Origin of the sequence: Marinobacter xestospongiae (genome assembly GCF_023156385.1) — a bacterium.
Classification (GTDB): Bacteria; Pseudomonadota; Gammaproteobacteria; order Pseudomonadales; family Oleiphilaceae; genus Marinobacter; species Marinobacter xestospongiae.
Window position 1 is genome coordinate 75,885 of sequence record NZ_JAKZAK010000005.1, and the last position, 25,723, is coordinate 101,607.

Consider the following 25,723-nt stretch of genomic DNA (forward strand, 5'->3'; position numbering starts at 1 on the left):
GACCATCGCATGTTGATCGTAGCCGACGAGAATATTCCGTTACTCGACTCGTTTTTCGCCGAGGTCGGGGAGATCCGCCCGGTGGCCGGTCGGGCCATGACCGCCGACGATGTGCGGGATGCCGACATCCTGCTGGTGCGTTCGGTCACCCAGGTCAATGAGGCATTGCTCGCTGGCAGCCGGGTGAAGTTTGTCGGTACGGCAACCATCGGCACCGATCACGTTGATATTGACTGGTTGGCGTCCCAGGGCATTGCGTTCTGTGCCGCGCCAGGGTGCAACGCCAACAGTGTGGTGGAGTACGTGCTCAGTGTAATTTCCCTTCATGCCGAGCGGCGGGGTATGGCGAACTGGTCTGACCTGAGTGTGGGCATTGTCGGTGTTGGCAATGTTGGCGGTGAGCTGGCCCGCAAGCTGGAACGGCTGGGGTTCTCGGTCAAACGCTGTGATCCGCCCCGGGCGGAACAGGAGGAGGGGGATTTTGACTCCCTGGAGGAAGCTCTGGCCTGTGATGTGGTGAGTCTCCACACGCCACTGACGGACCAGGGCAAGCACCCGACCTGGAAACTGATTGATCGAGCGCGTTTGAGCCTTCTGGCTGAGCATCAACTGTTGATCAACAGCGGCCGTGGCGAAGTCATTGATGGTGAGGCGTTGCTTGAGTGTCTGGATCGGAGTGAGGCGCCGACCGTGGTTCTGGATGTCTGGCCGAATGAGCCGCGGATTTCCGTTGAGCTTGCCAAGCGCGTATGGCTGGCAACGCCTCACATCGCGGGCTATAGCCTCGAAGGTAAAGTTCAGGGCACCGAGACCATCTATCGGGCTGTCTGCCGTTTCCTGGGTCTGCCTGCCCGCAAGAAAGCGGGGCAGTTCCTGCCCGAGCCGGCCATGAACAAACTGGCTTTCACCAGTTCCGCAGAGGCAGTGCCGGCGGCCTATACCGCGATCCGTGCCTGCTACGATCCACGCCGGGATGATGCCAATCTCCGCCGAGCCCTGGCGTTACCGGAGAGTGAGCGTGCGGTGGCATTCGACAACCTGCGCCGGGACTATCCGGTGCGGCGGGAATTCTCCAGCGTTAAAATCCAGCTCAAAGGCACCAGTAAATCCCTGCAGGACACCTTCAAGGGATTGGGCTTCAAGCTGAAGCTGTGATGGACGCTCCCGATACCGAGAGCGTTTCAGATCCCCGGCCCTCAGGCGCTTTTTCGGGGGCGGTGCAGGGTGGCCTCGGCCGATTGCAGGAGGGTTTCCAGTGCGCGCTGGACCATGCGATCAGTGATGGGCACTTCGCGTCCGTCTGACAACACCAGTGCCGCGCCATTCATCCAGGGTTCCGGATTCTGTTTCTGCTGTATCACCGTTTTGCCCTCTCTCATCGTGGTGTCTACCGACAACCTATCGAGGCAAGATGACGTTGTTATGACGGCATGACTGTTTTGGCGGTTATGACGGGCGCCGGGCCGACGCCGTTGCCGCCGGGGCGGCAACGGCTCAGATGAGGTTACAGTTTGGCGTTCTGCAACGCCGCGATGCGTTCCTCCAGTGGCGGGTGCGTCATGAACAGGGCCGAGAGGCCGCCGCGCTGCCCCTTGTTGATGGCAAAGGCCTGGAGCGAATCCGGCATCTGGTCCGGTACTTCGCTGTCGCGTTTCAGCCGGTTGAGGGCGTTGATCATGGCCTGGCGTCCTGCCAGTTGGGCGCCCGCAATATCGGCCCGGAACTCCCGCCGTCTGGAGAACCAGAACACAATGGTGCTGGCGAGAATACCCAGCACCACCTCAGCAATCATGCTGACCACGAAAAAGCCAATACCATGACCGCCTTCGTTGCGGAACACCACCCGGTCCACCACCGAGCCGATGACCCGGGCGGCGAAGATCACAAAGGTGTTCACCACTCCCTGAATCAGTGCCAGGGTCACCATGTCGCCATTGGCCACGTGGCCAATCTCGTGACCGAGAACGGCGCGAATCTCATCCTGATCCATGCGTTGCAACAAGCCCTGACTTACCGCCACCAAGGCCTGGTTGCGATTCCAGCCAGTGGCAAAGGCGTTGGCCTGACTGGCCGGAAAGATGGCAACTTCCGGCATGCCGATGCCGGCTTTGCGGGACAGCTCGGCGACGGTCTCTACCAGCCAGCGTTCGGCCGGTGAGCGGGGCTGTTCAATCACCTTGGCGCCGGTGCTCCATTTTGCCATGGGCTTTGAGATCAGCAGTGACACGATCGAGCCGGCAAAGCCGAACACGGCCGCAAACGCCAGCAAAGAGCCGTACTGAATGCCGTTGTGGGCCAGGTAGCTGTCGACCCCAAGCAGTTTCAGGGTGATGCTCGCCACCACGATGACCGCCAGGTTGGTCGCCAGGAACAACAGAATTCTCATCAGGATTTCCTCAATAGGACAGATCGTTTCTCTGACCGGATATCGGGGTCCGGGTTTCCGGCTTCAAGGGGCCTTACGGGAATTTAAGCAGTGTTTCGCAAGAGGAGCGGGGAGCCGGGGAAGGACTCCCGGAGGGGCTGGTGTAATTCGCTCAATAGATCGGCGAATAAGCCGCAAGGGACACTAGTGGCTGTCCTGGAAAAAAACAGCCTGCATCACCTGGCTGACCTGGGCGGAGTTACCGCCGCGGATGGTTTCGCGAATGATGTGGACGTGGGTGGAAAAATCCTCCCGCACGGACGGGGGGATGGATTCGTCAGCCACCTGTTGCGGGGCAAACCGGTCGATCAGCTCGGCACTGGCCTGGGCGGTCAGCCGGGTGAAGGCCCGGTGACTGAGTACTGCCTGATCCAGGGCTTCCTGGCGGATGGTGTCGACGTAGCGCAGGTAGCCCTCTTCCGCCAGCCACAGCAGGCTGCCGAAGCAGGCCATGTGGCGGCGGCTGTGAAGCCCGAATTCATCGGCCTGGTCCGGCCCGGCAATGTCTTCGACAAACAGGTTCACCCGTCGCGGGAAGGCATTGTAGAGCTGGACCAGCGCAATCGCGGTGTCTTTGTAGAATTCCTCGATGTGAATATCTGCCATGCCGAATCCGTTACTGGCTGTATTTGGACAGGAAGTTCGCCAGCCGCGTCATGGCATCTTCCAGCGCATCGGCCCGGGGCAGGAACACGACACGAAGGTGCTGCTTGTCGTCGACATTGAAGGCGGAACCCTGCACCAGCAGGATACGTTCCTGCAGCAGCAGGTCCAGGACCAGCTTCTCATCGTTGGCAATCGGGAACCGCTTCGGGTCCAGTTTCGGGAACAGGTAGAGCGCGCCCATCGGTTTGACGCAGCTGACGCCGGGAATGTCGTTGAGCATGCGCCAGGCGATTTCCCGTTGTTCGTAGAGCCGGCCACCAGGCACCACCAGATCGTTGATCGACTGGTAGCCGCCGAGGGCGGTCTGGATGGCGAGTTGTGCGGGTACGTTCGAACACAGCCGCATGTTGGACAGCATGTCGATGCCTTCGATCAGATCCTTGGCCCGGTGTTTGGCGCCGGAGATGATCATCCAGCCGGAACGATAGCCTGCAGCGCGGTAGTTCTTGGACAGGCCGTTGTAGGTGAAGAACAGGACGTCGTCGGCCAGCGAGGCGGGTGATACATGGACGGCGTCGTCATAGAGGATCTTGTCGTAGATCTCGTCACACAGCACGATCAGGTTGTGCTGGCGGGCCAGCTCGATCACCTGTTCCAGCAGCTCGCGGGAGTAGACCGCCCCGGTAGGGTTGTTGGGGTTGATCAGAACGATTGCCCGGCTGCGGGGAGTGATCTTTTTCTTGATATCGTCGATGTCCGGGAACCAGTTCTGGGACTCATCGCAGTGGTAGTGTACCGGTTTGCCGCTGGACAGGGTCACGGCTGCGGTCCAGAGCGGGTAGTCCGGCGCCGGAATCAGGACCTCATCACCAGTATTGAGCAGCGCCTGCATCGACATCACGATCAGCTCCGACACGCCGTTACCCAGGTAGATATCGTCAATATCGACCTTGTCGATGCCGCGCTGCTGGCAATAGTGCATCACCGCCTTGCGAGCGGAGAACAGCCCTTTGGACTCCACGTAGCCCTGGGCCTGGTGCATGTTGTAGATGACGTCCTGCTGGATTTCCTCCGGTACGTCCAGTTCGAAGGTGGCCGGGTTGCCAATGTTGAGTTTCAGTACCCGGTGGCCTTCTTCTTCCAGTCGACGCGCTTCACGCAGAACCACGCCACGAATTTCATAACAGACATTATCGAGCTTGGCGGATTTCTGGTAGTTCTGCATAGCGATCGGATTCCCGTTGCTGAGAGTGAAAGTATCTATTCTATCGGAGCGGAACAGCCCGGCAATAGGGGGATAGTGATCAATTGTGGCAAAAAAAGTACAGATGCCAGGAAGTTAACCGGAACAGTCGGCAAAACTGGCCCAAAATGCATTGTGCGCAATATAATAGTGCGTAATATGGGCGTGGAGTTGCCGGGTACTCCGGTTGTCTGCCGGAGCGCCTGACACATCAAAACCAACAAGGAGGCCGCCATGGGCGTCGCATCGATCTACGATATTGAAGTACAGGACATCAAGGGCCAGAGCCATGCCATGTCTGAGTTCGAAGGCAAGGTAATGCTGATCGTCAACACCGCCAGCAAGTGTGGTTTCACGCCCCAGTTTGAGGGACTGCAACAGTTGCATGATGCCCTGGCGGACCGGGGGCTGGTGGTACTGGGCTTTCCCTGCAACCAGTTCCGCAACCAGGACCCCGCCGATAACGACGCCATCAGTCAGTTCTGCAGCCTCAACTACGGTGTCGATTTTCCGATGATGGCGAAGATTGACGTCAATGGACCCGATGCCCACCCGCTGTACCAGTTCCTCAAGTCCGAGGCCAAAGGTTTGCTGGGGTCGGAGCAGGTGAAGTGGAACTTCACCAAGTTCCTGGTGGATCGCAAGGGCCGGGTGGTTAACCGTTATGCGCCAACCACCAAGCCGGATGCCATTCGCCAGGACATTGAGAAGCTGCTGTGAGTGAGCCGCCAGTTACGCCCGAGGGGGTCGAGAACACCGTGCTGGCGCTTGATAATCAGCTCTGCTTTGCACTCTACGCCGCCAACCGGGCCATGACCTCGCTCTACCGGCCGCTGCTGGCGGAGCTGGGCCTGACCTACCCGCAATACCTGGTGATGCTGGTGCTTTGGGAGGCGGAAGCGGCAGGGCAGGAGGTGAGTGTCAGCTGGCTGGGCCAGCGTCTGCGGCTCGACAGCGGAACCCTGACGCCCTTGCTGAAACGTCTAGCGGCGGCGGACCTGGTGACCCGCCAGCGTTCCGGGGCGGATGAGCGTGTGGTCACCATTGCCCTGACCACCCAGGGACGAGGCCTGAAAGCCCGGGCGAAGGATGTGCCGGTACGACTGCTGTGCCAGTCCGGCATGGCCCCGGAGCGGCTTCAGGCGTTGCGGGAGGAGCTGAAGACGTTGCTCAGCCTGATGACGCATGGTGGCTAGTGTCCCGTCTGGTTAATTCGTTGACTTACTGCTTGTCTCTGAGGGTTCTGACCAAGGCGCCGCTGTGCCGATGTGGTGGTTCCACATCAAACAGTGGCAACACAGGCTCAGAGCCCTCAGAGACAAGCCCTTCGGGAGCCACTGACAACCCGAATAGCGTCGTTGTACTGTCTCGATTTGGAACCACCAAACCGTCACCAGTACGCCTAGCTCTTCGGGTTGTCAGTGGCTCAGTAAGTCAACGAATTACCCAGACGGGACACCAGTCCAGCGACGAATGACGGCTTCCAGGTCTTCTCGGTTGTAGGGTTTGGAAATGTAATCGTTCATCCCCGCCGCCAGGCAGTCGTCTCGGTCACCCTGCATCACGTTCGCGGTGACCGCGACAATAGGCAGCTCCCGCCACGCCGGCACTTCCCGGATACGGCGGGTTGCGGTGTAGCCATCCATCACCGGCATCTGACAATCCATCAACACCAGATCAAAGCGTTGGGCTTCCAGGGTGCTCAAAGCGGCCTGGCCATTCTCCGCGACGGTCACCTGGTGCCCCAGCTTCTTGAGAATCGCGCTGGCGACCAGCTGGTTGACCTGGTTGTCCTCCACTAGCAACAACCTGAGTCCATGTCGGGATGGTTGGAGCTCTGGCCTTGCGGCTGGGCGGTGCTGCATCTGGGTGGGTTCACGTAGTCGCTTGCGCAGAACCTCCCGCTGCAGGGGAAGGGTGAGCGTGACCGGGTATTGCGTTGGTGGCAGGTTGCCACTGCGATCAAGCCAGATCACGCCAAGGCCCTCCCAGCTCTGGGCTGTCGCTCGGATGGTGCTGTCTTCCGGAGCGGCGAGAAGAATGCCGGTGCGGTGGACGAAATCATTGTGGACCGGAATGCCCCAGGCCAGCAGCTGGTTCTCAATGGCCGATTGATGGGGGTATCCTTCCGGGATCAGCAGTGTGACGCCCTGTTGGAGCAGATGTTCGGGGAAGTGTGTCTCCGGTTCAGCGGCTTCCTGGGCGGCCAGTGGCAGCTGTACGGTGAAGTGGGTGCCCTGGTTGGGCTCCGATTCCAGCTTGATATGGCCATGCATGCGCTCTACCAGCTGCCGACACAACGTAAGGCCAAGCCCGGTGCCACCGTATAGGCGAGTGGTGTCGTCATCGGCCTGGGAGAAGGGGGAGAAGATCCGGTCCAGGCCCTCGGCGGACATGCCAATCCCGGTGTCGATAATGTCCAGTTGGACCTTGCCTTTGCCCTGATGCGCACTGATCCGCACGCTACCGGTTTCGGTGAACTTGATGGCATTGGACAGCAGGTTGTTGATCACCTGGCGGGTGCGGGTGGGGTCGCCCAGAAACTGCTCGGCCAGCGCCGGCTCGATTTCCGCTACCAGGTCGATACCCTTGCGGCGTGCCTGCTCGGCATGCAGGGTGGCGCATTCCTCAATCAGCCGCCGAAGGTTGAAGGGGATAATCTCCAGGTTCAGCTTGCCGGCTTCGACCTTGGAGATATCGAGGATGTCGTTCAGCAGTCCCAGCAAGCTGGCACCGGCGTTATGGGCGATCTCCAGGCGATCCCGCTGACTGTGCTCCAGCTCTCCTTCCAGCGCCAGGTCCAGCATGCCTAGCACGCCGTTGAGCGGTGTGCGGATTTCGTGGCTCATATTAGCGAGGAAGCTGGCGCGGGACCGGGCCCGGCGGACAGCATCCTCCTTGGCCTTGATCAGCGCCCGGTTGCTGCGCTGGAGTGCTTCGTTCTTCTCGGATATCTCCCGGGTGCGGGCGTCCACTTCGGATTCCAGCTGGCTGGAGTAGTTCTTCATCGCGCTTTCGGCGGCCTTGAGCTGCGCCAGGCTGTGGTCGATGGTGTCCAGATGCTGGTTGATGATTGACACCATCAGACCGATCTCGTCCTCATTGTGCTTAGGCGGTACCGGCAGGCGGACCTTCTCCGGTGAGTCGGTGTCCACGCGCCCCAGGGCATTGACCACCCGCAACATCGGCTTGGTGAGCATGAAATAGAACACGAACAGCAGGATGACTGACAGCACCAGGCTCTTGATAAACCCGCTGATCACCGTGTAACCCGCGCGCTCCAGGAAGCCCAGGCCGTAATGGTAGGTGTCGATGGTGATGGCAAGCTGGCCCAGGGGGATTTCGGCCAGTTGGGGAACGCTCAGGTCGCTGGCGTAGAAGCGGCTGGCTTCGAACAGACTGTCACTGAGCCACCGGTACCCTGAATCCGGGCTGCTGCGGCTGGAGGCGGCCAGGGTGAAGCCTTCCGGGTCGATGATGCGGGCATCGATGATGGCGGGATGCTCCAGCAGGCCATCGAGCAGTTCCTCCGCCAGGCGAACATCCAGATTGTAGGCGATCTGGGAAGCCGGGCTGCGACTGATCTCCAGCAGCGCGCGAATATCCTCATCCATGGCCTCGCGGGCGTTGAAGTAGTCCAGAGTCACATGGGCAAGATTCAGCACCAGCCCCAACGCCATCGCCAGCAACACAGTGTTGCGGGTGAGGCGAAAGGAAAGGCGTTTGGTTAGCTGGGTGCTCAAAACCTGATCATTCCCTGTGCTCGACGTTCCATGGCACTGCGCGGGCCGGTATCAGTCGTAGTCGGTGCGTTTTTTCCAGCTGTCGTCGTCGAGGAAGGAGTCCCACTCTTTGTCCAGGCGGTGCTGCTCCTCGGTGCTTTGTTTGGCCTGACCCTCGGTGGCCATACTCTCCAGTTCCTTGATCCGGGTGCGCAGGCTCTTGATGACCTTGGCGGCCAGGGGGTTGTCTTTGGACTTACCCATCTCGGTACTGGCCATGTGGTACTCGTGGATGGCCTTGCGGAGTTCATTCTGGCGGATGTATTCCCGGGCCCGGAAAATGTGCAGGTCCGCATGGGTCTTGTGCACCAGAAACAGAACGTACTTGAGTTGTTTCTTTGCAATTTTGCCATCGACCTGACCAGCTTTATGCATGATTTCAATCAGTTTGAACAGGTTCTTCAACTGTTCTCTGATCTGCTTGGATTTGTCGGGAGAGTCAATCTTGACCGGTGGGCGCTTGTCCTGATCCGACTGGATTTTGGGCTTGAGCTGTTCCAGTTCCTGCAGCCATTCCTTTACCGGTTTCTCGGACTTCATTGCTACTAGCTGCTTGCAGGCGCTCTCCATCCGCTGCACCAGCAACAGTTTCAGTTCTTTGGTCAGATACTGTCCGGGCAGCTCATGGAACAGGGCATTGGCCCGTTTGTAGCTGTCCTCCAGGGCGGTCATCCTGCGGGCCCGTTCAATCCTCGCCCGTTCGCGCATCTGGGAAATGACGATGGCAACAATGGAAAGCGCGACGACACCGGCCAGGACAATAACGATGGTGGTGGTATCCATGGTGACTGACGATACTCCTGCAGTTGGCAACGTTGGCGGTGTCAGTGAAAGCAGGGCTTTCAAAGCGCCCCTCAACTTACCGGAAGATTAGCAGAAAAGACATTCCCGGTGGGGCTGGTGTCAGAGGATTTCGAAGCCTTATCATTGGCTGTTATCGCCATTCGCCATTTCATTTAGTTTGTGAATGGTTGAATATTGCATGAGATGGGCTGGTTGCTCCGGGCCCGGGGCGGAAACCTGAGGTGTGTTAGATGAATATTTCCCGTGTTGACCTGAACCTGCTGGTGTATCTGGATGTGCTGCTGCGGGAGCGAAATGTCACCAAGGCGGCCAATCACCTGGGGATCACCCAGCCGGCGATGAGCAATGGTTTGCGGCGGTTGCGGGATCTGTTTGGTGATCCACTGTTGGTGCGCACCAGCGAAGGCATGACCGCGACGGAACGGGCAACGGAGCTGCAGCCTCTGGTGCGGGCAATACTGTCTGACATCGAACAGGCGGTGCAGGAAAAAACGCCATTCTCGGCAGCGGACAGTCAACGGGTGTTCCGCATCATGGCCAGTGACTACGCCGAGTCCTGCCTGATGCCGCGGGTGTTACGCCGTATCCGTCAGGAAGCGCCCCATGTCACGCTCGATGTGCTGACCCCAAGTGACGTCAGTTTTCTCGATGTCGAGCAAGGGCGGCTCGATATGGCTATTAACCGGTTCGACAAACTGCCTCAGTCGTTCCACCAGAAAACCCTCTGGACTGAACACTTCGCCTGCCTGATGAACGCCCGCAACCCGATCCTGCGGGAGCCGTTCACGTTGTCGACCTATCTCGATGCCAGTCACATCTGGGTCAGCAAGACCGGATTTGGCGTGGGTGTGGGGGTGAACCCGAAGGACGTCCAGCGCCTGGGTTGGGTGGATGAGGCACTGGATCTGATTGGTCACAAGCGCCAAATATCGGTGTTCACCCGTCACTATCAGGTGGCCATGCTGCTGGCCGAGCAGCACGATCTGATTGCCACCCTGCCGTGCCGGGCGGCGTGGCTGCAGAAGGACAACCCCAATCTGGTGGTCAAGGTGCCGCCCTTCGATATCCCGGCCTTTGAGCTCAAGATGGCCTGGAGTCCGCTATTGCAGCACAACTCCGATCATCAGTGGCTGCGTCGCCTGATCATCGAAGTTGCCCAGGAAGTGGACACCGAATTCGCGCCGTTCGGACGGCAGTTTGAGGCCGAGGAGGAGGCCTCCGGGTAAGCGGAGGCGCTGACAGGGTCAGATTGACAGCTGACGGAATTCTTTGGATGGGATGGCGTTCTCCCACATCCTCAGAAAGCTCTCGGACAGCAGCTTGTTGCGGCGGGCGCTGGCGAACTGGGCATAACCTTGGGGCTTGTCGAACTCGTGACGGACCAGCACGCCCTGGCGCTCGGCCAGCAGGAACGGGAAGTCTTCGATCGGATAATCCTGGTTGACCAGGCGCAGTTCGATCTTGCTGGGCAGGCGCTTCATCAGTTCGACAATCTGGTGACGTTTCTTGACCAGCGGCCGGTCGTCGTGGACTAGCAGGCGGATGTCACAGTGGCGATGCCCCCGTGCCAGCGCGGACACAATCTCGCGGAATCGCAGGCGGTCGTAGAGATCGTGCTCCAGCTCCCGGTCGTAGAGCCAGAGTTGCTTGCGGGCCTGATTGGCCAGGGTGTCGAGGTTGGCCACCAGATCCGCTTCGGTACCGATCAGCCAGCGTTCCTCGTCCTGGCCCAGCACCATCGGTGTGGCGCGCTGACTCAGTTGGTCCGAGACCTGGCGGGGGGCCAGACAGCGCATGTCCACATGGGGGATGCCGACGTCGTCGTAGGGCTCCGAGCACACATGGAAGCCACAGCGCTGATAGAAGGGAATGGCGTACGCCTGCGCCGACAGGTATAGGTCCTGATACTGGTCGGCAGCTTCCTCGACCATGTGCTCCAGCAGGCGGGCGCCGACGCCCTGACCCCGGAATTCCGGCAGCACCGCCATGCGGCCGATGTGGGCGGTATCGGTCACCGACGGAAACAGCCGGGCCACGCCGGCGGGGCGGTTGTCATGGCTGACCGCGAGGTAGTGATCGGCGATCTCGTCGGTATCATCCCACTCTTCGTCCGCCGGCACGCCCTGTTCGTCAATGAACACCTGCTGGCGTATCTCCCGCACGCTGTTGGGAGCCAGCTGCCAACTGTATTTACGGACTCTGAAACTCATTCGAAATACAGGCTGCCCTGGTTGTAGAGTACCGTCACCAGATCGGCGAGGGCCTCATCGGCCAACAATCTGATCAGTGCCTCGCTGTCGATACGGGCGCCCTGGCACAACAGGGGTGCCAGGCTCTGGGCATCGCCTTTGAGCAGGTAGCGCTCGCCGTCCACGAACAGGGCGGTCTCGTCGTTGAGGGTATGGAACGCAAACCGTGAGCCTTCATTCCAGCGCAGTGATGAGCCCTGCTTCAGGGTGGCCAGCACGGTGGCGGTATCCAGGGGCTCTTCCGCGGGCACCACGATATCCAGGCTTTTGGGCGCCGTGGTGTACTGACCAAACCAGAACGCCAGTTGACGCCGGTCACCGATGCGTTCGCGAATCAGCTGGTCGAGCTGATCAATAACAGCCGGCTGGATGGCGCCGGGATTGTCCTGGCGCTGAAGATCCGGGTCGGTCAGGTGCTGGCTGGCATCGGTCTGGCTGCACAGGTGATCGGTGAAGCCGGTGAGAATGTCGTCAACCGTCGGTGCTCGAAAACCGACCGACAGGGTGATGCAGTCATTCCTGGCGACACCGTGATGGCCTACGCCTGGCGGCAGGTAGAGCATGTCGCCGGGCTCCAGCACCACGGTTTCCTCGCCTTCCCAGTGACTGAGAATGCGCAGCGGTGTGCCTTCAACCCGCGGTGAGGTGTGGTCGCACTGGCCACCGAAGGTCCATTCGCGCTGACCCAGGCCCTGGATCAGGAAGACGTCGTACTGGTCGTAATGGGGACCGACACTGCCGCCCTTGGGGGCGTAACTGGCCATGATGTCATCCAGCCGCCAGTTGGGAATGAAGCGGAACGGCTCAAGCAGATCGGCAATCTCCGGAACCCAGTGGTCCAGACCCTGCACCAGCAGCGTCCAGTCCTGGCCGGGCAGGCTCTGGAAGCGGTCCGGCGCGAAGGGCCCGTTGTAGAGCTGCCAGGGCTTGCCGTCCTCGTTCTCGAGGATGATGCGTGATTCCACCGCTTCCTCGCAGGCCAGCCCCGCCAGTTCATCTGGCGATACCGGGCACTCGAACCCCGGCAGGGCCTGGCGGATCACCAGTGGCTTCTTCTGCCAGTAGTCCCGCAGGAACTCATCGACACTGAGACCGCCTAGTAGGTTCATGGGTCAGATGGCTCCCGCCTGATCGCTGGCATTGCCGATGTAGCTGGCGGGTGTCAGCGCCCGCAGTTCGGCTTTTGCCTGTTCTGGAATATCGAGGGTTTCCACGAACTGCTGGATCACCTCGGGGGTCATTGCCTTGCCGCGGGTCAGCGCCTTGAGCTTCTCGTAGGGCTTCTCGATGTTGTAGCGGCGCATCACTGTCTGGATCGGCTCGGCCAGTACTTCCCAGGCCTGGTTCAGGTCGTCGGCCAGCCGGGCCGGGTTCACTTCCAGCTTGCCGAGGCCTTTGAGGGTAGCCTCGTAGGCGATCAGGCTGTGGGCGAAGCCGACACCCAGGTTACGAAGTACGGTGGAGTCGGTGAGGTCGCGCTGCCAGCGGGAGATCGGCAGTTTGGCCGACAGGTGGCTGAACAGGGCGTTGGCGATGCCGAGGTTACCCTCGGAGTTCTCGAAGTCGATGGGGTTGACCTTGTGGGGCATAGTGGAGGAACCCACTTCGCCTTCGACGGTCTTCTGCTTGAAGTAGCCCAGTGAAATATAACCCCATACGTCCCGGTCGAGATCGATCAGGATGGTGTTGAAACGCGCCACGGCGTCGTAGAGTTCGGCGATGTAATCGTGGGGTTCAATCTGGGTGGTATACGGGTTCCAGCTCAGGCCCAGGCTCTCGACGAATTCTTTGGCGTTGGTCGCCCAATCAATGGTGGGGTAGGCGGACAGGTGGGCGTTGTAGTTGCCAACGGCACCGTTGATCTTGCCCAGTAGTTCGACATTCTGGATCTGCTTCAGCTGGCGGCGAAGACGATGCACCACGTTGGCCAGTTCCTTGCCAACCGTGGAGGGCGACGCGGTCTGTCCGTGGGTGCGGGACAGCATTGGCAGGTCAGCATGTTCGCGGGCCAGTTCGGCCAGCTTGTCGATCACCCGCTCAATCGCCGGCAGCAGGCCTTCGTGCAGCCCCTCGCGCAGCATCAGGGCGTGGGACAGGTTGTTGATGTCCTCGGAGGTGCAGGCAAAGTGCACAAACTCGGTGACCGCGTGCAGTTCGGGGACCTCGGCGATCTTTTCCTTGATGAAGTATTCCACCGCCTTGACGTCGTGGTTGGTGGTGCGTTCGATGTCCTTGATGCGTTCGGCGTCGGCGACACTGAACTCGTTCACCAGGGCGTCTAGGAACTGATGTCCCTGCTCGGAAAAGGCGGGGACCTCGTCGATGGCCGGGTGCTCGCTGAGTTTCTGCAGCCAGCGGATTTCGACGGTGACTCGGTTCCTGATCAAGCCGTATTCACTGAAAATGTTACGGAAGACGCTGACTTTGCTGCCATAGCGTCCGTCGACCGGTGAAATGGCGGTCAGGGCATTGAGTTCCATCGAAAACCTCACAAGTGATCAAAGATAACGAAACAGTTTGAATGGGGATGATTCATGGTACACCAGCTGGGGTGATGAATCAGTCGTAAACCGAGCGGTTCGCCTGTTCAGCCAGCAGCCGGGCGCTGTGTACGGTCTTCCGCCGTGTGAATATCAGATGCCAGCGGCGGCCGCCGGTTTGTCGCCACAGAACGGCGGCCCGAATGCCGGCCAGCAGTAGCGCACGGATGCGGGCGGCGTTCTCATCCTGCTGCAGGATGGCGGGATCGCCGACCACCTGAATCCGGGGCTTCAGAGTGCTGATGGTGTCGCTGTAAATCGACGCCAGGTTGCTGACCAGATTGCCGTGGGTGTAACCAAAGTGCTGGGCCGTGTGGCGGGCCTGATCGATTCGGCTGCCGATGATGTCGAGCATGTCGCGGTTGCGGTTCAGCCGGCTCTCAAGGTGAATCAGGTTGAGGGCGTACTTGAGGATCTCCAGATCCTGCGGCTTGCTTTGGTCGTTGAGCACGCTGGCCAGAGTTGCCAGGCCCTCACGAAGATCCTTCAGCTCGCCATAGACCGCCAGAGTGGAGTTCGGGTTGGTTGCGAACAGCGAGCGGATGCAGGTCTCAAAGCTGGAGTCCTCGCACCGCCCACTGTGGGCAATCTGCTGGACCAGGGCGGTGCACTGGAACACGCCGGCCAGTGCCAGGGTTTGATCCTGCCGGGACTGGCTCATTCTGCCGGCTCCGTTTCCGGGGCTTGCTGGTCGTCGCGCCAGGTCTGCTCGATCACGCCGCCGCCCAGGCAGTTGTCATCGATGTAAAACACCACGGATTGGCCCGGGGTCACCGCGCGTTGCGGATCGTCGAACACCACGGTCACCCCGCCGTTCCGGTTCACGACAACGTCACAGTCCTGATCGGGCTGGCGATAGCGGGTCTTGGCCTTGCAGCGGAAAGTGCCGGCCGGCGGTTCGCCCGCCACCCAGTCGATTGGGCCGCTGACCAGGCCTCGCGAGAACAGCAGCGGATGGTGCTTGCCCTGAACTGCGATCAGCACGTTGCGGTCCAGATCCTTGCTGGCGACATACCAGGGGTCGTCATTGAAATCTTTCAGGCCGCCAATCCCCAGCCCCTGGCGCTGACCGATGGTGTGGTACATCAGCCCCTGATGGCGGCCAATGACCTGGCCGTCCGGGGTTTCGATGTTGCCCGGTTGGGCCGGCAAGTATTGTTGCAGGAAGTCCCGGAACTTGCGTTCACCGATGAAGCAGATGCCGGTGGAGTCCTTCTTGTCATGGGTGACAAACGCCTGCTCTTCGGCAATGCGACGGACTTCCGGCTTCTCCAGCTCGCCCACGGGGAACAGCGTGCGGTTAATGCGTTCGCCGGAGACCGCATGAAGGAAATAGCTCTGGTCCTTGTTGGGGTCCAGGCCCTTCAGCAGTTTTGCCGGCTGGTCATCGCTGGCGGCGGCGCGGCGACAGTAGTGGCCGGTGGCAATGTAGTCGGCTCCCAGGGTAATGGCGTAGTCGAGGAAGGCGCGAAACTTGACTTCCTTGTTGCACAGGATGTCCGGGTTCGGCGTACGGCCGGCACCATACTCGGAGAGGAAATGCTCGAACACCCGGTCCCAGTACTCCGCCGCAAAACTGGCGGTGTGCAGGGTAATGCCAATCCGGTCGGCGACAGCCTGGGCATCGGCGAGGTCGGTCATGGCCGTGCAATACTCGGTGCCATCGTCCTCGTCCCAGTTCTTCATGAACAGGCCTTCGACCTGGTAGCCCTGGGATTTCAACAGCCAGGCCGCTACGGACGAGTCTACGCCGCCGGACATGCCGACGATGACGCGGGTGTTTTCAGGTACTTGGGTCATGTCTGTGCCGATTTCGGTAAAGCCCGCCATTCTACCACTGATGCCCGCTTACGTCTGCGCATCGGCAATGATATCAAGCGGGAATCGCCGCCCCTCGCGGTAATCCTCTATGCATTGCAGAACCAGCGGGCTGCGCAGTTGCTGGTGGCGGCGATGGATCTCCTCCAGGCTCAGCCAGTGGGCGGCGATAATGTCGGCATCCAGTTCGTCGGTAACCTTGCGCAGGCCCTTGGCTGCAAAGCAGAAGCGGTAATAGGTCACCTGGTTGGCGGGCGCCTTGTAAACGTAAAACCCGACCAGGGCGGTCAGTTCAACTTCCCAGCCGGTTTCTTCCAGGGCTTCCCGCAGGGCGGCAGCGGGAATGGATTCGCCTTCTTCCACATGGCCTGCGGGTTGGTTGAAGACGATCTCGCCGTGACTGCGTTCCTCTACCAACAAGAACCGGCCCAGGTCATCTTCGACGACGACAGCCACGGTGGCATGGGGTGTCCAGGTCATGATTGCGGGTTTCCTTTCTGCCCGGGATTTCGGCACTGATGGCGTTTCTGGCCAAGCGGGTAGCGGCGGTTGTCCGCAGGGGAGGGCCGGCGATTGGGGGTGCTCTGGGGCAGGTGAACCACCTGACTGCTGGCTTGTCCAGGCCCCAGCCCCTCCAGACTCCACTCGCCAATCCGGACCCGGATCAGTCGCAAGGTGGGGTGCCCCACAGCGGCAGTCATCCTGCGTACCTGTCGATTGCGTCCCTCGGTGAGGGTGAGTTCGAGCCAGGACGTTGGTTGCTGGGCGCGATCGCGAATGGGCGGGGTGCGGGGCCAGACGTCGGGGGAGGCGATGGCCGATACCTTGGCCGGCCGGGTCAGTCCGTCCTTTAGGTGGACGCCTTGCGCCAGTTGCTCCAAGGCGTCTGCCGGCGGTTCTCCCTCCACCTGGACCCAGTAGGTCTTTGGCATTTTGTTGCGGGGAGAGGCAATACGGTGTTGCAGTTGTCCGTGATCGGTCAGCAACACCAGTCCCTCGGAGTCGTAATCCAGGCGGCCGGCCGGGTAGACGTTGGGTGAATCGACATAATCCGCGAGGGTGGCTCGTCCCTGATCATCGGTAAACTGGCACATTACCTGAAAAGGTTTGTTAAGCAGTATGAGTCTGGCCATGATCCCTTTGCTGTATGTTGCAGCGTCCATGGGGTGCTGCGTGAGGAATGGATAGCGTGGCGCCACTATAACCCAGCTCATTGAGTGGTAAAAAGGTGATCGGCATGGAGCCCCAGGCGTCGTCGTTGGTGACCGGTGGTTGAATTACCGAACGGACCCCTGAGCTGTCGGGGTGGGGGCAAATGGAATACCGGGGAATTATGATAAATCGAAAGGTTATATGAAGTGCTGGACGTGCTTTTTACGGGCAACGCATTGCACGCACCCGGTGTGTTGTTCAAAACAGGCTGCAAAGCCTCTCAGTATTAGTGAGATGGCAGCATTAGTGAGCTGGCAGCAGCGCCGCCCATCTGACATCAGAGCCGGCGAGTGGTCCGGTACCGGTAACGCCAGCAACCACTGCCTGACCCTGGGGCAGCCCTGGTCAGGCGTTGACTGCCCGCGGGTGGTGGTGATCGGCGTCCTGATCCTGAGATTCGGATGCGGCCTGAGTCTCGCCATCCGCCTGCTTGGCAGGCTGATCAACCGGTACGATATTGACCGCGTGGATGCCTTTGTCACTTGGCTTCTTGTCGAAGGTGACGGCCTGACCCGCCTTCAGGGTCTTGTAGCCCTCCATCTGCACAGAGGAAAAATGTGCAAACAGATCATCGCTGCAGCCTTCTTCGATAATAAAGCCGTAGCCTTTGGCGTTGTTAAACCACTTCACTTTGCCTTTAGGCATTTTGAACTCCCCTGTTCCGTCATTCTGTGCCGTTATTTTTAGGTACCGCGCACCCGATCCAGCCAGTCCATTTTCCCCCTGAGCGCGTCCTTCGTTCTCTGCGGAAGGCCGGGAATCAGGGGCTCCAGATACCACTGCGGTGCGCCGGTTACATTATTTACTCGGCGTAACATATTTTTACATAGCAGGGGATACTCTCGTCCAATATTCGGTCATAGTCAATAGTCAAGGGGCAGGAATGACTGGTTGCGGAAGGCGTGTCAGCGTTATTATGCGGGTATTGATAACCAGCTCACGCTGTCTTCGAGACCATCATCCGGATCGGCCCGGGTGGCCGTATCTTGGCAGGTCTGCCTTGAAAAGCGCGTGAGGCGAATCCACCTACTATCAAGGCATCGATTTCCGGATACGAATCATGCGGACTATCCAAGATTCTCTACTAGTATTAAATCAGGGGGAGGACGAAGAACCTGGGCGTCAGGATGACCTCAGTGTCGCTCCCGAGAAACCCGCCCTTAAGCGCCCCGCGCGGTTTCGGGTGGTGCTGTTGAACGACGACTACACCCCGATGGACTTTGTGGTGGATGTGTTGATGAAGTTCTTCGGTATGAATGAGGAAAAGGCGACGCAGGTCATGCTGCTCGTCCATACACAGGGAAAGGCGGTGTGCGGGGTCTATACCCGTGACATCGCGGAAACCAAAGCTGCACAGGTGAACCAGTATTCCTCGGAATGCGAGCATCCGCTGCTGTGCGAGATTGAACGTGCGGACTGATAGACCTTGGGGTGGCCCATGCTGAGCAAAGACCTTGAACATACGCTGAATACGGCCTTTAAGAACGCCCGCGACAAGCGCCACGAGTTCATGACTGTGGAGCACCTGTTGCTTGCCCTGCTGGATAACGATTCGGCGGTCAATGTCCTCAAGGCGTGCGGTGCGGACCTGCAGCAGCTGCAGGACGAACTGGTCGAATTCGTCGACTCCACAACACCGCTGATTCCCAGCTCCGACAGTGAGCGGGAGACTCAGCCCACCCTGGGATTCCAGCGCGTGCTCCAGCGCGCGGTCTTCCATGTGCAGTCCTCTGGCAAGAAAGAGGTAACCGGCGCCAATGTGCTGGTGGCCATCTTCAGCGAGCAGGAAAGCCAGGCGGTGTATGTACTGAAGAAGCAGAACATCGCCCGAATCGACGTGGTCAACTATGTGTCCCATGGCATCTCCCGTGTCCAGGGCGCGGAAGACCAGGAGGGAGGTGAGCAGGGAACTCATGAGGAGTCCTCGGAGGAGGGCGGCTCCAACAAGCCTCTGGAGAGCTACGCCACTAACCTCAATGAGCAGGCGCGGCAAGGGCGTATTGATCCGCTCATTGGTCGCGAACATGAGGTGGAGCGGGTGGTCCAGATTCTGGCCCGCCGCCGCAAGAACAACCCGTTGCTGGTGGGTGAGGCTGGGGTTGGCAAGACTGCCATCGCCGAAGGTCTGGCCCGTCGCATCGTTGATGGCCAGGTGCCGGAGATTATCTCCGACGCGGTGGTTTATGCGCTGGACCTGGGGGCACTGCTGGCCGGCACCAAGTATCGGGGCGACTTTGAAAAGCGCCTCAAGGGCCTGCTGGCCGAACTCAAGAAAGAGAGTCACGCCATCCTGTTCATTGACGAGATCCACACCATCATTGGTGCCGGATCAGCGTCTGGCGGGGTTATGGATGCCTCCAACCTGCTCAAGCCAATGCTGAGTTCCGGGGAAATCCGCTGCATCGGTTCCACCACCTTTTCCGAATTCCGCGGCATCTTCGAAAAGGACAGCGCCCTGGCGCGGCGTTTCCAGAAGATCGATGTCAACGAGCCAAGTGTGGAGGATACCTATCAGATCCTCCGCGGCCTGAAGCCGCACTTCGAGAAGCATCACGATCTCAAGTACACCGACAAAGCCCTGCGGGTGGCGGCAGAGCTGGCGGATCGCTACATCAGCGACCGTCACCTGCCGGATAAGGCGATAGATGTAATTGATGAAGCCGGTGCCCGCCAGCGCCTTCAGCCTGCTACCAAGCGCAAGAAAGTGATTGGTGTGTCGGCGATTGAGGATGTGGTGGCGACCATTGCCCGCATTCCACCGAAGAACGTGTCCACCTCCGACAAGGACCTGCTGCGCAATATGGAGCGGGACTTGAAGATGGTGGTGTTTGGCCAGGATCGGGCGATCGAGTCGCTGTCGACAGCGATCAAGCTGGCCCGTGCCGGCCTCAAGGCGCCGGAGAAGCCTGAAGGGGCGTTCCTGTTCGCCGGCCCGACCGGGGTCGGTAAGACTGAGGTGACCCGTCAGTTGGCCAAGGTGCTGGGCATTGAATTGGTGCGCTTCGACATGTCCGAGTACATGGAGCGGCATACCGTGTCCCGCCTGATCGGTGCGCCTCCCGGCTATGTTGGCTATGACCAGGGTGGTCTGCTGACCGAAGCGGTCAACAAGCATCCACACTGCGTGTTGCTGCTGGACGAGATCGAGAAGGCCCACCCGGAGGTGTTCAACCTGCTGCTGCAGGTGATGGACCACGGCACGCTGACGGACAACAACGGCCGCAAGGCTGACTTCCGTCACGTCATCCTGGTGATGACCACCAACGCCGGAGCGGAGAACATGGCCCGCCGTTCCATTGGTTTCAGTGAGCAGGATCACAGCACCGATGGCATGGAGGTCATCAGCAAGACCTTTACTCCGGAATTCCGCAACCGTCTGGATGGCATCATCCAGTTTGGCGATCTGGAGCAGGACACCATCACCTATGTGGTGGACAAGTTCCTCACCGAGCTGCAGGCCCAGCTCGACGAGAAACACGTGGTTCTGCATGTGGATGACGCAGCGAAGCGCTGGCTGGCAGAGAAAGGCTATGACGTCACCATGGGGGCCCGCCCAATGGCCCGTCTGATCCAGGACAAGATCAAGCGTCCGCTGGCGGAGCAGATCCTGTTTGGCAGCCTTTCCGAGAATGGGGGCGAGGTGAACGTCCACCTGGAAGGCGACGAGCTGGTCTTTGAGTACGAGGACGAGCCCGCCGAAGCCGTCTGATTCAACCTTCAGGCCTGTCAAAGCCGCGCCGGGAAACCGGGGCGGCTTTTTTTATGGCTGCGGCACTGCGGTTTGGCACTGGGGTTCCTTTCCCCCGGGGCTGGTGGTGGCCTGTTGACCGGTCAGCGTCATACGCCGGTTCCTGCTGTCAATTTCTTTCGTCGGACAATCTGCCAATGTGGGATCGATCCTGAGATCCCTTACACAATCCCCGAAACGCCTGACAACAATAAGGAGATAGGTCGAATGAGAGGGTTAATCCTGCTGGTGCTGCTGTTCGCGTGGCCCTCATTCTCAACCCCTGCGCTTGCCGCTGAGCGCAAGGAATTCTGTGTCTTCGACGTGGCTGGTGCCAATGGCTTTGTCTACAAGACCCTGGAAATCTACAAACGCCAGGCGGTGGCCAAAGGCGTACAGCTCCATATGCGCCCCTACAATAATGAGCAGAAGGCGGTTGAGGACTTCGAAGCCGGTGACTGCGACCTGGTGGCTGTCACCGACATGGGGGTGCGCCGCTACAACGATTTTACCGGCTCCATCAGCGCGATCGGCGCAGTTCCCCGGTACGAGGACCTCAAGGTGCTGATGTACATTCTGGCGAGTCCCCGGGTGGCCGATCACCTGGAGACTGAGGCCTATCAAATCCTGGGGGTAGCGCCGATGGGGGCTGCCTACCTGTTCGTCAATGATCGCCAGATCAATCATGTCGACGCCCTGAAAGGCAAGCGAATCACGGTGTTTGATGGTCATCACGACGCCCGCCACATGATCGAATATGTGGGGGCTGAGCCCGTGGATGCGCGCATCTCCAATTTCCATACCCTGTTCAATCGGGGTGATGCCGACATCAGTTACGCACCAGGAGCGGCTTACGAGGTGCTGGAAATGTTCCGTGGCATGGGCGAGAGCGGTGGCATTGTCCGTTACCCGGTGGGACAGGTGACCATTCAATTGGTGGCCCGTAAGGGCGCGTTCGAGGAGCGCTTTGTGCGTCAGTCGCGGCGGTTGATCAGTCGCTTGTACCCTGAAGCCATGCGGGTGATCCGCCAGTACGAAGACGCAATTCCGGAGTCCCGCTGGATCGACATTTCGACCGACGATGTGCGGGCCTACCAGGCCATGCTGCGTGGCGTGCGGCTGGATATGCAGTCATCGGAAGACGCGCAGGTTCAACTCGCAGCCCGCGCCTACAACGATGACATGATGACGATTTTGCGCAAGGTGCGTTGTTACACCAATCCCGGGGCGGACGAGTGTTCGGCCGTTGATAGGGAGTGACTGATCCTGGCCCGGCGATCCGTACTGGTCGTCGGGCCAGAAACGTAAAAAGCCCCGCGAGCGGGGCTTTCGGAAGTCACTGAAGGCTTAACGGGCGCGGTAGACGATGCGGCCCTTGCTCAGGTCGTAAGGAGTCAGTTCGACCTTGACCTTGTCGCCGGTGAGGATGCGGATGTAGTTCTTGCGCATTTTGCCAGAGATGTGGGCGGTGACAACGTGACCGTTGCTCAGCTCAACCCGAAACATGGTGTTGGGAAGGGTGTCGATGATAACGCCTTCCATTTCAATGACATCTGACTTCGCCATTCAGTAGAAACCTCGTTTGGATGGACTTTCCGTAATTTGAAAATGGCGCAATTCTGCCTGAATTATAGTCGTTTGGCAAAGTCAGCCGGGACAAATCGATAAAAATAGCCATTTTGGCGTGTGTGGCCGCCGTTTTGAGGGCCGGGCGCGGGATGCTAGCGGGTCTCTGGCAGTTCCTGCCAATGGCCGTCCACCAGCGCCTCAATGGGGCGGAACCGGGTCTTGTAGTTCATCTTGCGGCATGCCTTGATCCAGTAGCCAAGGTAAAGGTAGGCCATGTCGCGGCGACGGACTTCCTCGAGCTGCCAGAGGATCGCAAAGCTGCCCAGGCTGCGGTGGTCCTGGTCTGGATCAAACACCGTGTAGATCGCCGAGAGGCCGTCTTCCAACGCATCAACCACCGCCAGTCCGATCAGCTGGTTGTCCAGTCGCATTTCCAGGAACCAGGTGTCGGTTGCACCCTCCACCAGGAAGGAGGTGAACTGCTCCCGGGAGGGCGGGTACATGTCGCCGTCGGAATGGCGCAGTCGGATATAGCGTTCGTAAAGGGCGTAATACTCTTCGGAGTAGCGTCCGGGCACCAGTTCGCACTGCAGGTCGCTGTTGCGCTTCCAGACCCGTCGCTGGCTGCGGTCCGCCACGAAGCGTTCGGCATTGAGGCGTACCGGTACACAGGCTGAGCAGGCCTCACAGTGTGGCCGGTAATAGTGGGAGCCGCTGCGGCGGAAGCCCAAGGTGGTGAGTTGGCTGTACAGCCGTTTGCTAATATCCGCCCGCGGGTCAACGAACATCGTCGTTGCTTCCCGGTCAGGCAGGTAGCTGCAATCGTGTGGTGGCGTGGCGAAAAACGCCAGGGTTCTGAGATTGGTCATTCACACCTCCGGCCCCGGCCAGCGCCACTGGAAGTTCCAGTCCCCGTGGTCTGGCGGTCTGTCGACACTTGCTCCCAGTATAGATAAAAACGCCTGTCTTGAAATGCAGCGTGCGCCCATTCGTAACAGGTGTCCACTTTCAACCTGACAGTCCATGATCCGGTAGCCCCAGGCGCCGAGCTGATTGGCCAGATGTACCATCAATACCTTGGAGGCGTTGGTTTGTGCCGAGAACATGGATTCGCCGAAGAAACAGCGCCCCAGGGCGATGCCATACATGCCGCCGGCCAGGTTTCCGTCGCGGTCCCAAGCCTCGATGGAGTGGGCGACGCCGAGGTCGTGCAGGCGCCGGTAGGCCTGGATCATGTCGCTGGTAATCCAAGTGCCTTCGCTGCGGCTGTGGGCGCATTGGCGGATGACAGCGTCAAAGTTGTGGTCGGCTGTGATGGAAAAGCGCTGTTGGTTCAGCGTTCGGCGCAGGCTGCGAGAAACATGAACTTCGTCGGGAAACAGCACGCAGCGCGGGTCCGGTGACCACCACAGGATCGGCTGTTCGTCGCTGTACCAGGGGAAGATGCCATTCCGGTAGGCCAGGATGAGACGCTGCGTGGACAGGTCGCCACCGAGGGCAAGCAGGCCATCGGGGTCATCCAGGGCCTGATCGGCGGGAGGGAACCACAGGTGGTCCGGGTCAATCCAGGGAAGTGAGGCCATCCGGTTCTTCAAGCGGGTTGCGTGGACGGGGCGATCTCAATGACCGGCCCCGTCTGACAGTGTAGTTGTTCCCGGGCGCCCTAGTCCTGCTGATCCAGGAAGCGTTCTGCGTCCAGGGCCGCCATGCAGCCGAAGCCGGCGGAAGTAACCGCCTGACGGTATACGTGGTCAGCCACATCGCCGGCGGCGAACACGCCCGGCACGCTGGTTTCGGTGGCCATGCCTTCAAGCCCGGAGCGAATCTTCAGGTAGCCGTTTTCCATATCGAGCTGATCAGTGAACAGGTCGGTGTTCGGCTTGTGGCCAATGGCAATGAAGACGCCCGCCAGATCGATGTCCTGGGTGCTGTCGTCCTTGGTGCTCTTGATGCGCATACCGGTGACACCGGTGTTGTCGCCAAGGACCTCGTCCAGGGTGTGATCCCAGACAATCTTGACGTTGCCGTTCTTGGCTTTCTCGAACAGTTTGTCCTGGAGGATTTTCTCGGCCCGCAGGGAGTCCCGGCGATGAACCAGAGTGACTTCCTCGGCGATGTTGGAGAGGTACAGCGCCTCTTCAACGGCGGTATTGCCGCCACCGATCACCGCGACTTTCTGTTTGCGGTAGAAGAAACCGTCACAGGTGGCGCAGGCGGATACACCCTGACCCTTAAACGCTTCTTCGGATTCCAGTCCCAGGTACATGGCGGAGGCGCCAGTGGCGATGATCAGGGCATCACAGGTGTACTCACCGCTGTCACCCTTGAGGCGGAAGGGGCGGCTGCGCAGGTCGGCTTCGTTGATGTAGTCATACACTACGTTGGTCTCGAACCGCTCGGCGTGCTTGAGCATGCGCTGCATCAGTTCCGGCCCCTGAACACCATCATTGTCGCCTGGCCAGTTGTCGACGTCGGTGGTGGTGGTGAGCTGGCCGCCCACTTCGATGCCGGTGATCAGGGTCGGGTTCAGGTTGGCGCGCGCGGCGTACACGGCGGCGGTATAGCCGGCCGGGCCGGAGCCCAGAATAATCAGGCGGGAATGCTTGGTTTCACTCATAGCGCATCTCTCGGTAACGGTACGTGCAAAGTCGTTGGTGGTCAGGGAGCCCCTGCATCAAACAGGTTGTGGGGGCGGGCTGACGTATTTAAAGGCGCCAGCCTACCATGTTCCTGTTCGGGCGCCAGTCGAATCCCCCAATCCTGCTGATTGCGGGTGACTATGGTGAGGGCTGTTGCGGTCAGGTTGGGGCCTAATCCAGCACCGACACGCTGGTCAGCAGTTCCCGTACCCGCTCGGTGCCCTTGCCGGCCTCTCCCTGTTCCAGTCGGTGCCCTGCGACCGCGGGGAACACCGCCTGAATGTCATCGGGCAGGACATGATGACGTCCTTCCATCAGTGCCCAGGCTTTGGCGGCACGCAGTAAGCCCAGCCCGGCTCTCGGCGATAGACCGTACATCAGTCCGGGTGTGCGCCGGCTCTGTTCCAGCAGGCGCTGAATGTAGTCCAGCAGCGCCGGGCTGGTGCTGACCCGCTCGACCCCGTCCTGCAGGGTCTTCAGATCGCGTTCGGTAAGGTGTGGGGTCATGCGATCGGTCAATGCACGACGATCCTCACCTTCCAGCAGCTCACGCTCGGCCCGCGGATCGGGATAGCCAAGGTGGAGGCGCATCAGGAAACGGTCAAGCTGGGACTCCGGTAGCGGGTAGGTACCCCCTTGTTCCACCGGATTCTGGGTGGCAATGACAAAGAAGGGCTTTGGCAGCGGCCGGGTTTCCCCTTCAATGGAGACCTGGCGCTCCTCCATGGCTTCCAGCAGTGCGCTCTGGGTGCGTGGCGAGGCGCGGTTGATTTCGTCCGCCAAAACCAGCTGGGCGAACACCGGGCCAGGATGAAACACCAGGGTGCCTGCCTCTTTGTCGTACATCGAAAAGCCCAGTACATCGGCGGGCAGCAGGTCGTTGGTGAACTGGATGCGCTGGTAGCTCAGTCCCAGTGCCTGGGCGAGGGCGTGGGACAGGGTGGTCTTGCCCATCCCGGGAATGTCTTCGATCAGCAGGTGACCACGGGCGAGCAGTCCGCAGAGTGCCAGGCGTACCTGATGCTCCTTGCCCAGCAGGATGTTGTTAAGTTCGCCCACAACACTGTCGATCAGTTTCTTCATGCCTTGAAGGGGTCCTTGTGGCTGGC

General features: G+C 60.0%; 26 protein-coding genes. 7 read left to right on the forward strand and 19 right to left on the reverse strand.

The window, feature by feature from the left end:
- Positions 1-9: 9 nt before the first annotated feature.
- On the forward strand, positions 10-1,155 hold the full coding sequence (gene pdxB, locus MLD24_RS04780; protein WP_248164661.1) for a 4-phosphoerythronate dehydrogenase PdxB: 1,146 nt from the start codon (positions 10-12) through the stop codon (positions 1,153-1,155).
- 41 nt (positions 1,156-1,196) lie between these two features.
- Here pdxB and MLD24_RS04785 read toward each other — a convergent pair whose 3' ends face one another.
- The 4 genes from MLD24_RS04785 to MLD24_RS04800 all read right to left on the reverse strand — a co-directional run bounded on the left by MLD24_RS04785 (position 1,197) and on the right by MLD24_RS04800 (position 4,256).
- Positions 1,197-1,379 (reverse strand): PA1571 family protein, encoded by a 183-nt coding sequence (locus tag MLD24_RS04785; RefSeq protein ID WP_227175660.1) that lies wholly within the window; start codon positions 1,377-1,379, stop codon positions 1,197-1,199.
- A 125-nt stretch (positions 1,380-1,504) separates the two neighbouring features.
- Complete coding sequence (gene htpX / locus MLD24_RS04790; protein ID WP_227176091.1) at positions 1,505-2,389, reverse strand: protease HtpX; 885 nt, start codon at positions 2,387-2,389, stop codon at positions 1,505-1,507.
- Positions 2,390-2,569: 180 nt separating this feature from the next.
- A complete protein-coding gene (locus tag MLD24_RS04795; protein ID WP_248164663.1) occupies positions 2,570-3,031 on the reverse strand; it encodes a hypothetical protein in 462 nt (153 codons plus the stop codon).
- Positions 3,032-3,041: 10 nt separating this feature from the next.
- Positions 3,042-4,256 (reverse strand): pyridoxal phosphate-dependent aminotransferase, encoded by a 1,215-nt coding sequence (locus MLD24_RS04800; protein ID WP_227175662.1) that lies wholly within the window; start codon positions 4,254-4,256, stop codon positions 3,042-3,044.
- 252 nt (positions 4,257-4,508) lie between these two features.
- Between MLD24_RS04800 and MLD24_RS04805 the strand changes: the two genes are divergently transcribed.
- Both MLD24_RS04805 and MLD24_RS04810 read left to right on the forward strand, forming a co-directional pair.
- The gene (locus MLD24_RS04805; RefSeq protein ID WP_248164666.1) at positions 4,509-4,994 is read left to right on the forward strand and encodes a glutathione peroxidase; all 486 of its coding nucleotides are present in this window, start codon (positions 4,509-4,511) and stop codon (positions 4,992-4,994) included.
- Between the two features lie 92 nt (positions 4,995-5,086).
- Entirely contained in the window at positions 5,087-5,470 is a 384-nt protein-coding gene (locus MLD24_RS04810) for a MarR family winged helix-turn-helix transcriptional regulator (RefSeq protein ID WP_248165025.1), read from the forward strand.
- 246 nt (positions 5,471-5,716) lie between these two features.
- On the opposite strand, the gene MLD24_RS04815 is transcribed toward MLD24_RS04810, so the two are convergent.
- Both MLD24_RS04815 and MLD24_RS04820 read right to left on the reverse strand, forming a co-directional pair.
- Complete coding sequence (locus tag MLD24_RS04815; RefSeq protein WP_427902072.1) at positions 5,717-7,954, reverse strand: hybrid sensor histidine kinase/response regulator; 2,238 nt, start codon at positions 7,952-7,954, stop codon at positions 5,717-5,719.
- 114 nt (positions 7,955-8,068) lie between these two features.
- The gene (locus tag MLD24_RS04820) at positions 8,069-8,839 is read right to left on the reverse strand and encodes a hypothetical protein (protein WP_248164672.1); all 771 of its coding nucleotides are present in this window, start codon (positions 8,837-8,839) and stop codon (positions 8,069-8,071) included.
- Positions 8,840-9,090: 251 nt separating this feature from the next.
- Here MLD24_RS04820 and MLD24_RS04825 point away from each other — a divergent pair, with 251 nt between their 5' ends.
- The gene (locus MLD24_RS04825; RefSeq protein ID WP_248164674.1) at positions 9,091-10,086 is read left to right on the forward strand and encodes a LysR family transcriptional regulator; all 996 of its coding nucleotides are present in this window, start codon (positions 9,091-9,093) and stop codon (positions 10,084-10,086) included.
- 18 nt (positions 10,087-10,104) lie between these two features.
- On the opposite strand, the gene MLD24_RS04830 is transcribed toward MLD24_RS04825, so the two are convergent.
- The 8 genes from MLD24_RS04830 to MLD24_RS21525 form a co-directional block, all read right to left on the reverse strand.
- Positions 10,105-11,070 (reverse strand): GNAT family N-acetyltransferase, encoded by a 966-nt coding sequence (locus tag MLD24_RS04830; protein WP_248164679.1) that lies wholly within the window; start codon positions 11,068-11,070, stop codon positions 10,105-10,107.
- On the reverse strand, positions 11,067-12,218 hold the full coding sequence (locus tag MLD24_RS04835) for a cupin domain-containing protein (protein ID WP_248164681.1): 1,152 nt from the start codon (positions 12,216-12,218) through the stop codon (positions 11,067-11,069). Before MLD24_RS04835 ends, MLD24_RS04830 begins: the two co-directional genes overlap by 4 nt.
- 3 nt (positions 12,219-12,221) lie before the next feature.
- On the reverse strand, positions 12,222-13,589 hold the full coding sequence (gene purB, locus MLD24_RS04840) for an adenylosuccinate lyase (protein WP_227175669.1): 1,368 nt from the start codon (positions 13,587-13,589) through the stop codon (positions 12,222-12,224).
- A 79-nt stretch (positions 13,590-13,668) separates the two neighbouring features.
- Complete coding sequence (gene hflD, locus MLD24_RS04845; RefSeq protein ID WP_248164684.1) at positions 13,669-14,310, reverse strand: high frequency lysogenization protein HflD; 642 nt, start codon at positions 14,308-14,310, stop codon at positions 13,669-13,671.
- Entirely contained in the window at positions 14,307-15,449 is a 1,143-nt protein-coding gene (gene mnmA, locus MLD24_RS04850; RefSeq protein ID WP_227175671.1) for a tRNA 2-thiouridine(34) synthase MnmA, read from the reverse strand. Before mnmA ends, hflD begins: the two co-directional genes overlap by 4 nt.
- Positions 15,450-15,497: 48 nt before the next feature.
- Entirely contained in the window at positions 15,498-15,947 is a 450-nt protein-coding gene (locus MLD24_RS04855) for an NUDIX hydrolase (protein WP_248164687.1), read from the reverse strand.
- Positions 15,944-16,600 carry a pseudouridine synthase gene (locus MLD24_RS04860; protein ID WP_248164689.1) on the reverse strand — a complete coding sequence of 219 codons (657 nt, stop codon included), beginning with the start codon at positions 16,598-16,600 and terminating at the stop codon, positions 15,944-15,946. The genes MLD24_RS04855 and MLD24_RS04860 overlap by 4 nt, the downstream gene beginning before the upstream one ends.
- A gap of 424 nt (positions 16,601-17,024) precedes the next feature.
- A complete protein-coding gene (locus MLD24_RS21525) occupies positions 17,025-17,324 on the reverse strand; it encodes a cold shock domain-containing protein (RefSeq protein WP_282450458.1) in 300 nt (99 codons plus the stop codon).
- A 415-nt stretch (positions 17,325-17,739) separates the two neighbouring features.
- On the opposite strand from MLD24_RS21525, the gene clpS reads away from it, so the two are divergent.
- The 3 genes from clpS (at position 17,740) to MLD24_RS04880 (ending at position 21,666) form a co-directional block, all read left to right on the forward strand.
- Positions 17,740-18,099: an ATP-dependent Clp protease adapter ClpS gene (gene clpS, locus MLD24_RS04870; protein ID WP_227175674.1), complete on the forward strand. Its 360-nt coding sequence runs from the start codon at positions 17,740-17,742 to the stop codon at positions 18,097-18,099.
- 18 nt (positions 18,100-18,117) lie between these two features.
- A complete protein-coding gene (clpA, locus tag MLD24_RS04875) occupies positions 18,118-20,388 on the forward strand; it encodes an ATP-dependent Clp protease ATP-binding subunit ClpA (RefSeq protein ID WP_227175675.1) in 2,271 nt (756 codons plus the stop codon).
- A gap of 246 nt (positions 20,389-20,634) precedes the next feature.
- On the forward strand, positions 20,635-21,666 hold the full coding sequence (locus tag MLD24_RS04880; protein WP_248164692.1) for a putative solute-binding protein: 1,032 nt from the start codon (positions 20,635-20,637) through the stop codon (positions 21,664-21,666).
- Between the two features lie 87 nt (positions 21,667-21,753).
- Here the strand turns inward: MLD24_RS04880 and infA are convergent, their stop codons facing one another.
- The 5 genes from infA to MLD24_RS04905 all read right to left on the reverse strand — a co-directional run bounded on the left by infA (position 21,754) and on the right by MLD24_RS04905 (position 25,697).
- Positions 21,754-21,972: a translation initiation factor IF-1 gene (gene infA, locus MLD24_RS04885; RefSeq protein ID WP_014421226.1), complete on the reverse strand. Its 219-nt coding sequence runs from the start codon at positions 21,970-21,972 to the stop codon at positions 21,754-21,756.
- A gap of 155 nt (positions 21,973-22,127) precedes the next feature.
- Positions 22,128-22,844 carry an arginyltransferase gene (locus tag MLD24_RS04890; RefSeq protein WP_248164694.1) on the reverse strand — a complete coding sequence of 239 codons (717 nt, stop codon included), beginning with the start codon at positions 22,842-22,844 and terminating at the stop codon, positions 22,128-22,130.
- Entirely contained in the window at positions 22,845-23,558 is a 714-nt protein-coding gene (gene aat / locus MLD24_RS04895) for a leucyl/phenylalanyl-tRNA--protein transferase (protein WP_227175678.1), read from the reverse strand.
- Between the two features lie 80 nt (positions 23,559-23,638).
- Positions 23,639-24,592 (reverse strand): thioredoxin-disulfide reductase, encoded by a 954-nt coding sequence (trxB, locus tag MLD24_RS04900; RefSeq protein ID WP_227175679.1) that lies wholly within the window; start codon positions 24,590-24,592, stop codon positions 23,639-23,641.
- A gap of 193 nt (positions 24,593-24,785) precedes the next feature.
- The gene (locus MLD24_RS04905; RefSeq protein WP_227175680.1) at positions 24,786-25,697 is read right to left on the reverse strand and encodes an AAA family ATPase; all 912 of its coding nucleotides are present in this window, start codon (positions 25,695-25,697) and stop codon (positions 24,786-24,788) included.
- Positions 25,698-25,723: the final 26 nt, after the last annotated feature.

Coding starts and splice junctions, on each gene's coding strand:
- pdxB (WP_248164661.1), top strand. CDS start 10: ATGTTGATCGTAGCCGACGAGAATATTCCGTTACTCGACTCGTTTTTC.
- MLD24_RS04785 (WP_227175660.1), bottom strand. CDS start 1,379: ATGAGAGAGGGCAAAACGGTGATACAGCAGAAACAGAATCCGGAACCC.
- MLD24_RS04795 (WP_248164663.1), bottom strand. CDS start 3,031: ATGGCAGATATTCACATCGAGGAATTCTACAAAGACACCGCGATTGCG.
- MLD24_RS04800 (WP_227175662.1), bottom strand. CDS start 4,256: ATGCAGAACTACCAGAAATCCGCCAAGCTCGATAATGTCTGTTATGAA.
- MLD24_RS04805 (WP_248164666.1), top strand. CDS start 4,509: ATGGGCGTCGCATCGATCTACGATATTGAAGTACAGGACATCAAGGGC.
- MLD24_RS04810 (WP_248165025.1), top strand. CDS start 5,087: ATGACCTCGCTCTACCGGCCGCTGCTGGCGGAGCTGGGCCTGACCTAC.
- MLD24_RS04815 (WP_427902072.1), bottom strand. CDS start 7,954: ATGGCGTTGGGGCTGGTGCTGAATCTTGCCCATGTGACTCTGGACTAC.
- MLD24_RS04820 (WP_248164672.1), bottom strand. CDS start 8,839: ATGGATACCACCACCATCGTTATTGTCCTGGCCGGTGTCGTCGCGCTT.
- MLD24_RS04825 (WP_248164674.1), top strand. CDS start 9,091: ATGAATATTTCCCGTGTTGACCTGAACCTGCTGGTGTATCTGGATGTG.
- MLD24_RS04830 (WP_248164679.1), bottom strand. CDS start 11,070: ATGAGTTTCAGAGTCCGTAAATACAGTTGGCAGCTGGCTCCCAACAGC.
- MLD24_RS04835 (WP_248164681.1), bottom strand. CDS start 12,218: ATGAACCTACTAGGCGGTCTCAGTGTCGATGAGTTCCTGCGGGACTAC.
- purB (WP_227175669.1), bottom strand. CDS start 13,589: ATGGAACTCAATGCCCTGACCGCCATTTCACCGGTCGACGGACGCTAT.
- hflD (WP_248164684.1), bottom strand. CDS start 14,310: ATGAGCCAGTCCCGGCAGGATCAAACCCTGGCACTGGCCGGCGTGTTC.
- mnmA (WP_227175671.1), bottom strand. CDS start 15,449: ATGACCCAAGTACCTGAAAACACCCGCGTCATCGTCGGCATGTCCGGC.
- MLD24_RS04855 (WP_248164687.1), bottom strand. CDS start 15,947: ATGACCTGGACACCCCATGCCACCGTGGCTGTCGTCGTCGAAGATGAC.
- MLD24_RS04860 (WP_248164689.1), bottom strand. CDS start 16,600: ATGGCCAGACTCATACTGCTTAACAAACCTTTTCAGGTAATGTGCCAG.
- MLD24_RS21525 (WP_282450458.1), bottom strand. CDS start 17,324: ATGCCTAAAGGCAAAGTGAAGTGGTTTAACAACGCCAAAGGCTACGGC.
- clpS (WP_227175674.1), top strand. CDS start 17,740: ATGCGGACTATCCAAGATTCTCTACTAGTATTAAATCAGGGGGAGGAC.
- clpA (WP_227175675.1), top strand. CDS start 18,118: ATGCTGAGCAAAGACCTTGAACATACGCTGAATACGGCCTTTAAGAAC.
- MLD24_RS04880 (WP_248164692.1), top strand. CDS start 20,635: ATGAGAGGGTTAATCCTGCTGGTGCTGCTGTTCGCGTGGCCCTCATTC.
- infA (WP_014421226.1), bottom strand. CDS start 21,972: ATGGCGAAGTCAGATGTCATTGAAATGGAAGGCGTTATCATCGACACC.
- MLD24_RS04890 (WP_248164694.1), bottom strand. CDS start 22,844: ATGACCAATCTCAGAACCCTGGCGTTTTTCGCCACGCCACCACACGAT.
- aat (WP_227175678.1), bottom strand. CDS start 23,558: ATGGCCTCACTTCCCTGGATTGACCCGGACCACCTGTGGTTCCCTCCC.
- trxB (WP_227175679.1), bottom strand. CDS start 24,592: ATGAGTGAAACCAAGCATTCCCGCCTGATTATTCTGGGCTCCGGCCCG.
- MLD24_RS04905 (WP_227175680.1), bottom strand. CDS start 25,697: ATGAAGAAACTGATCGACAGTGTTGTGGGCGAACTTAACAACATCCTG.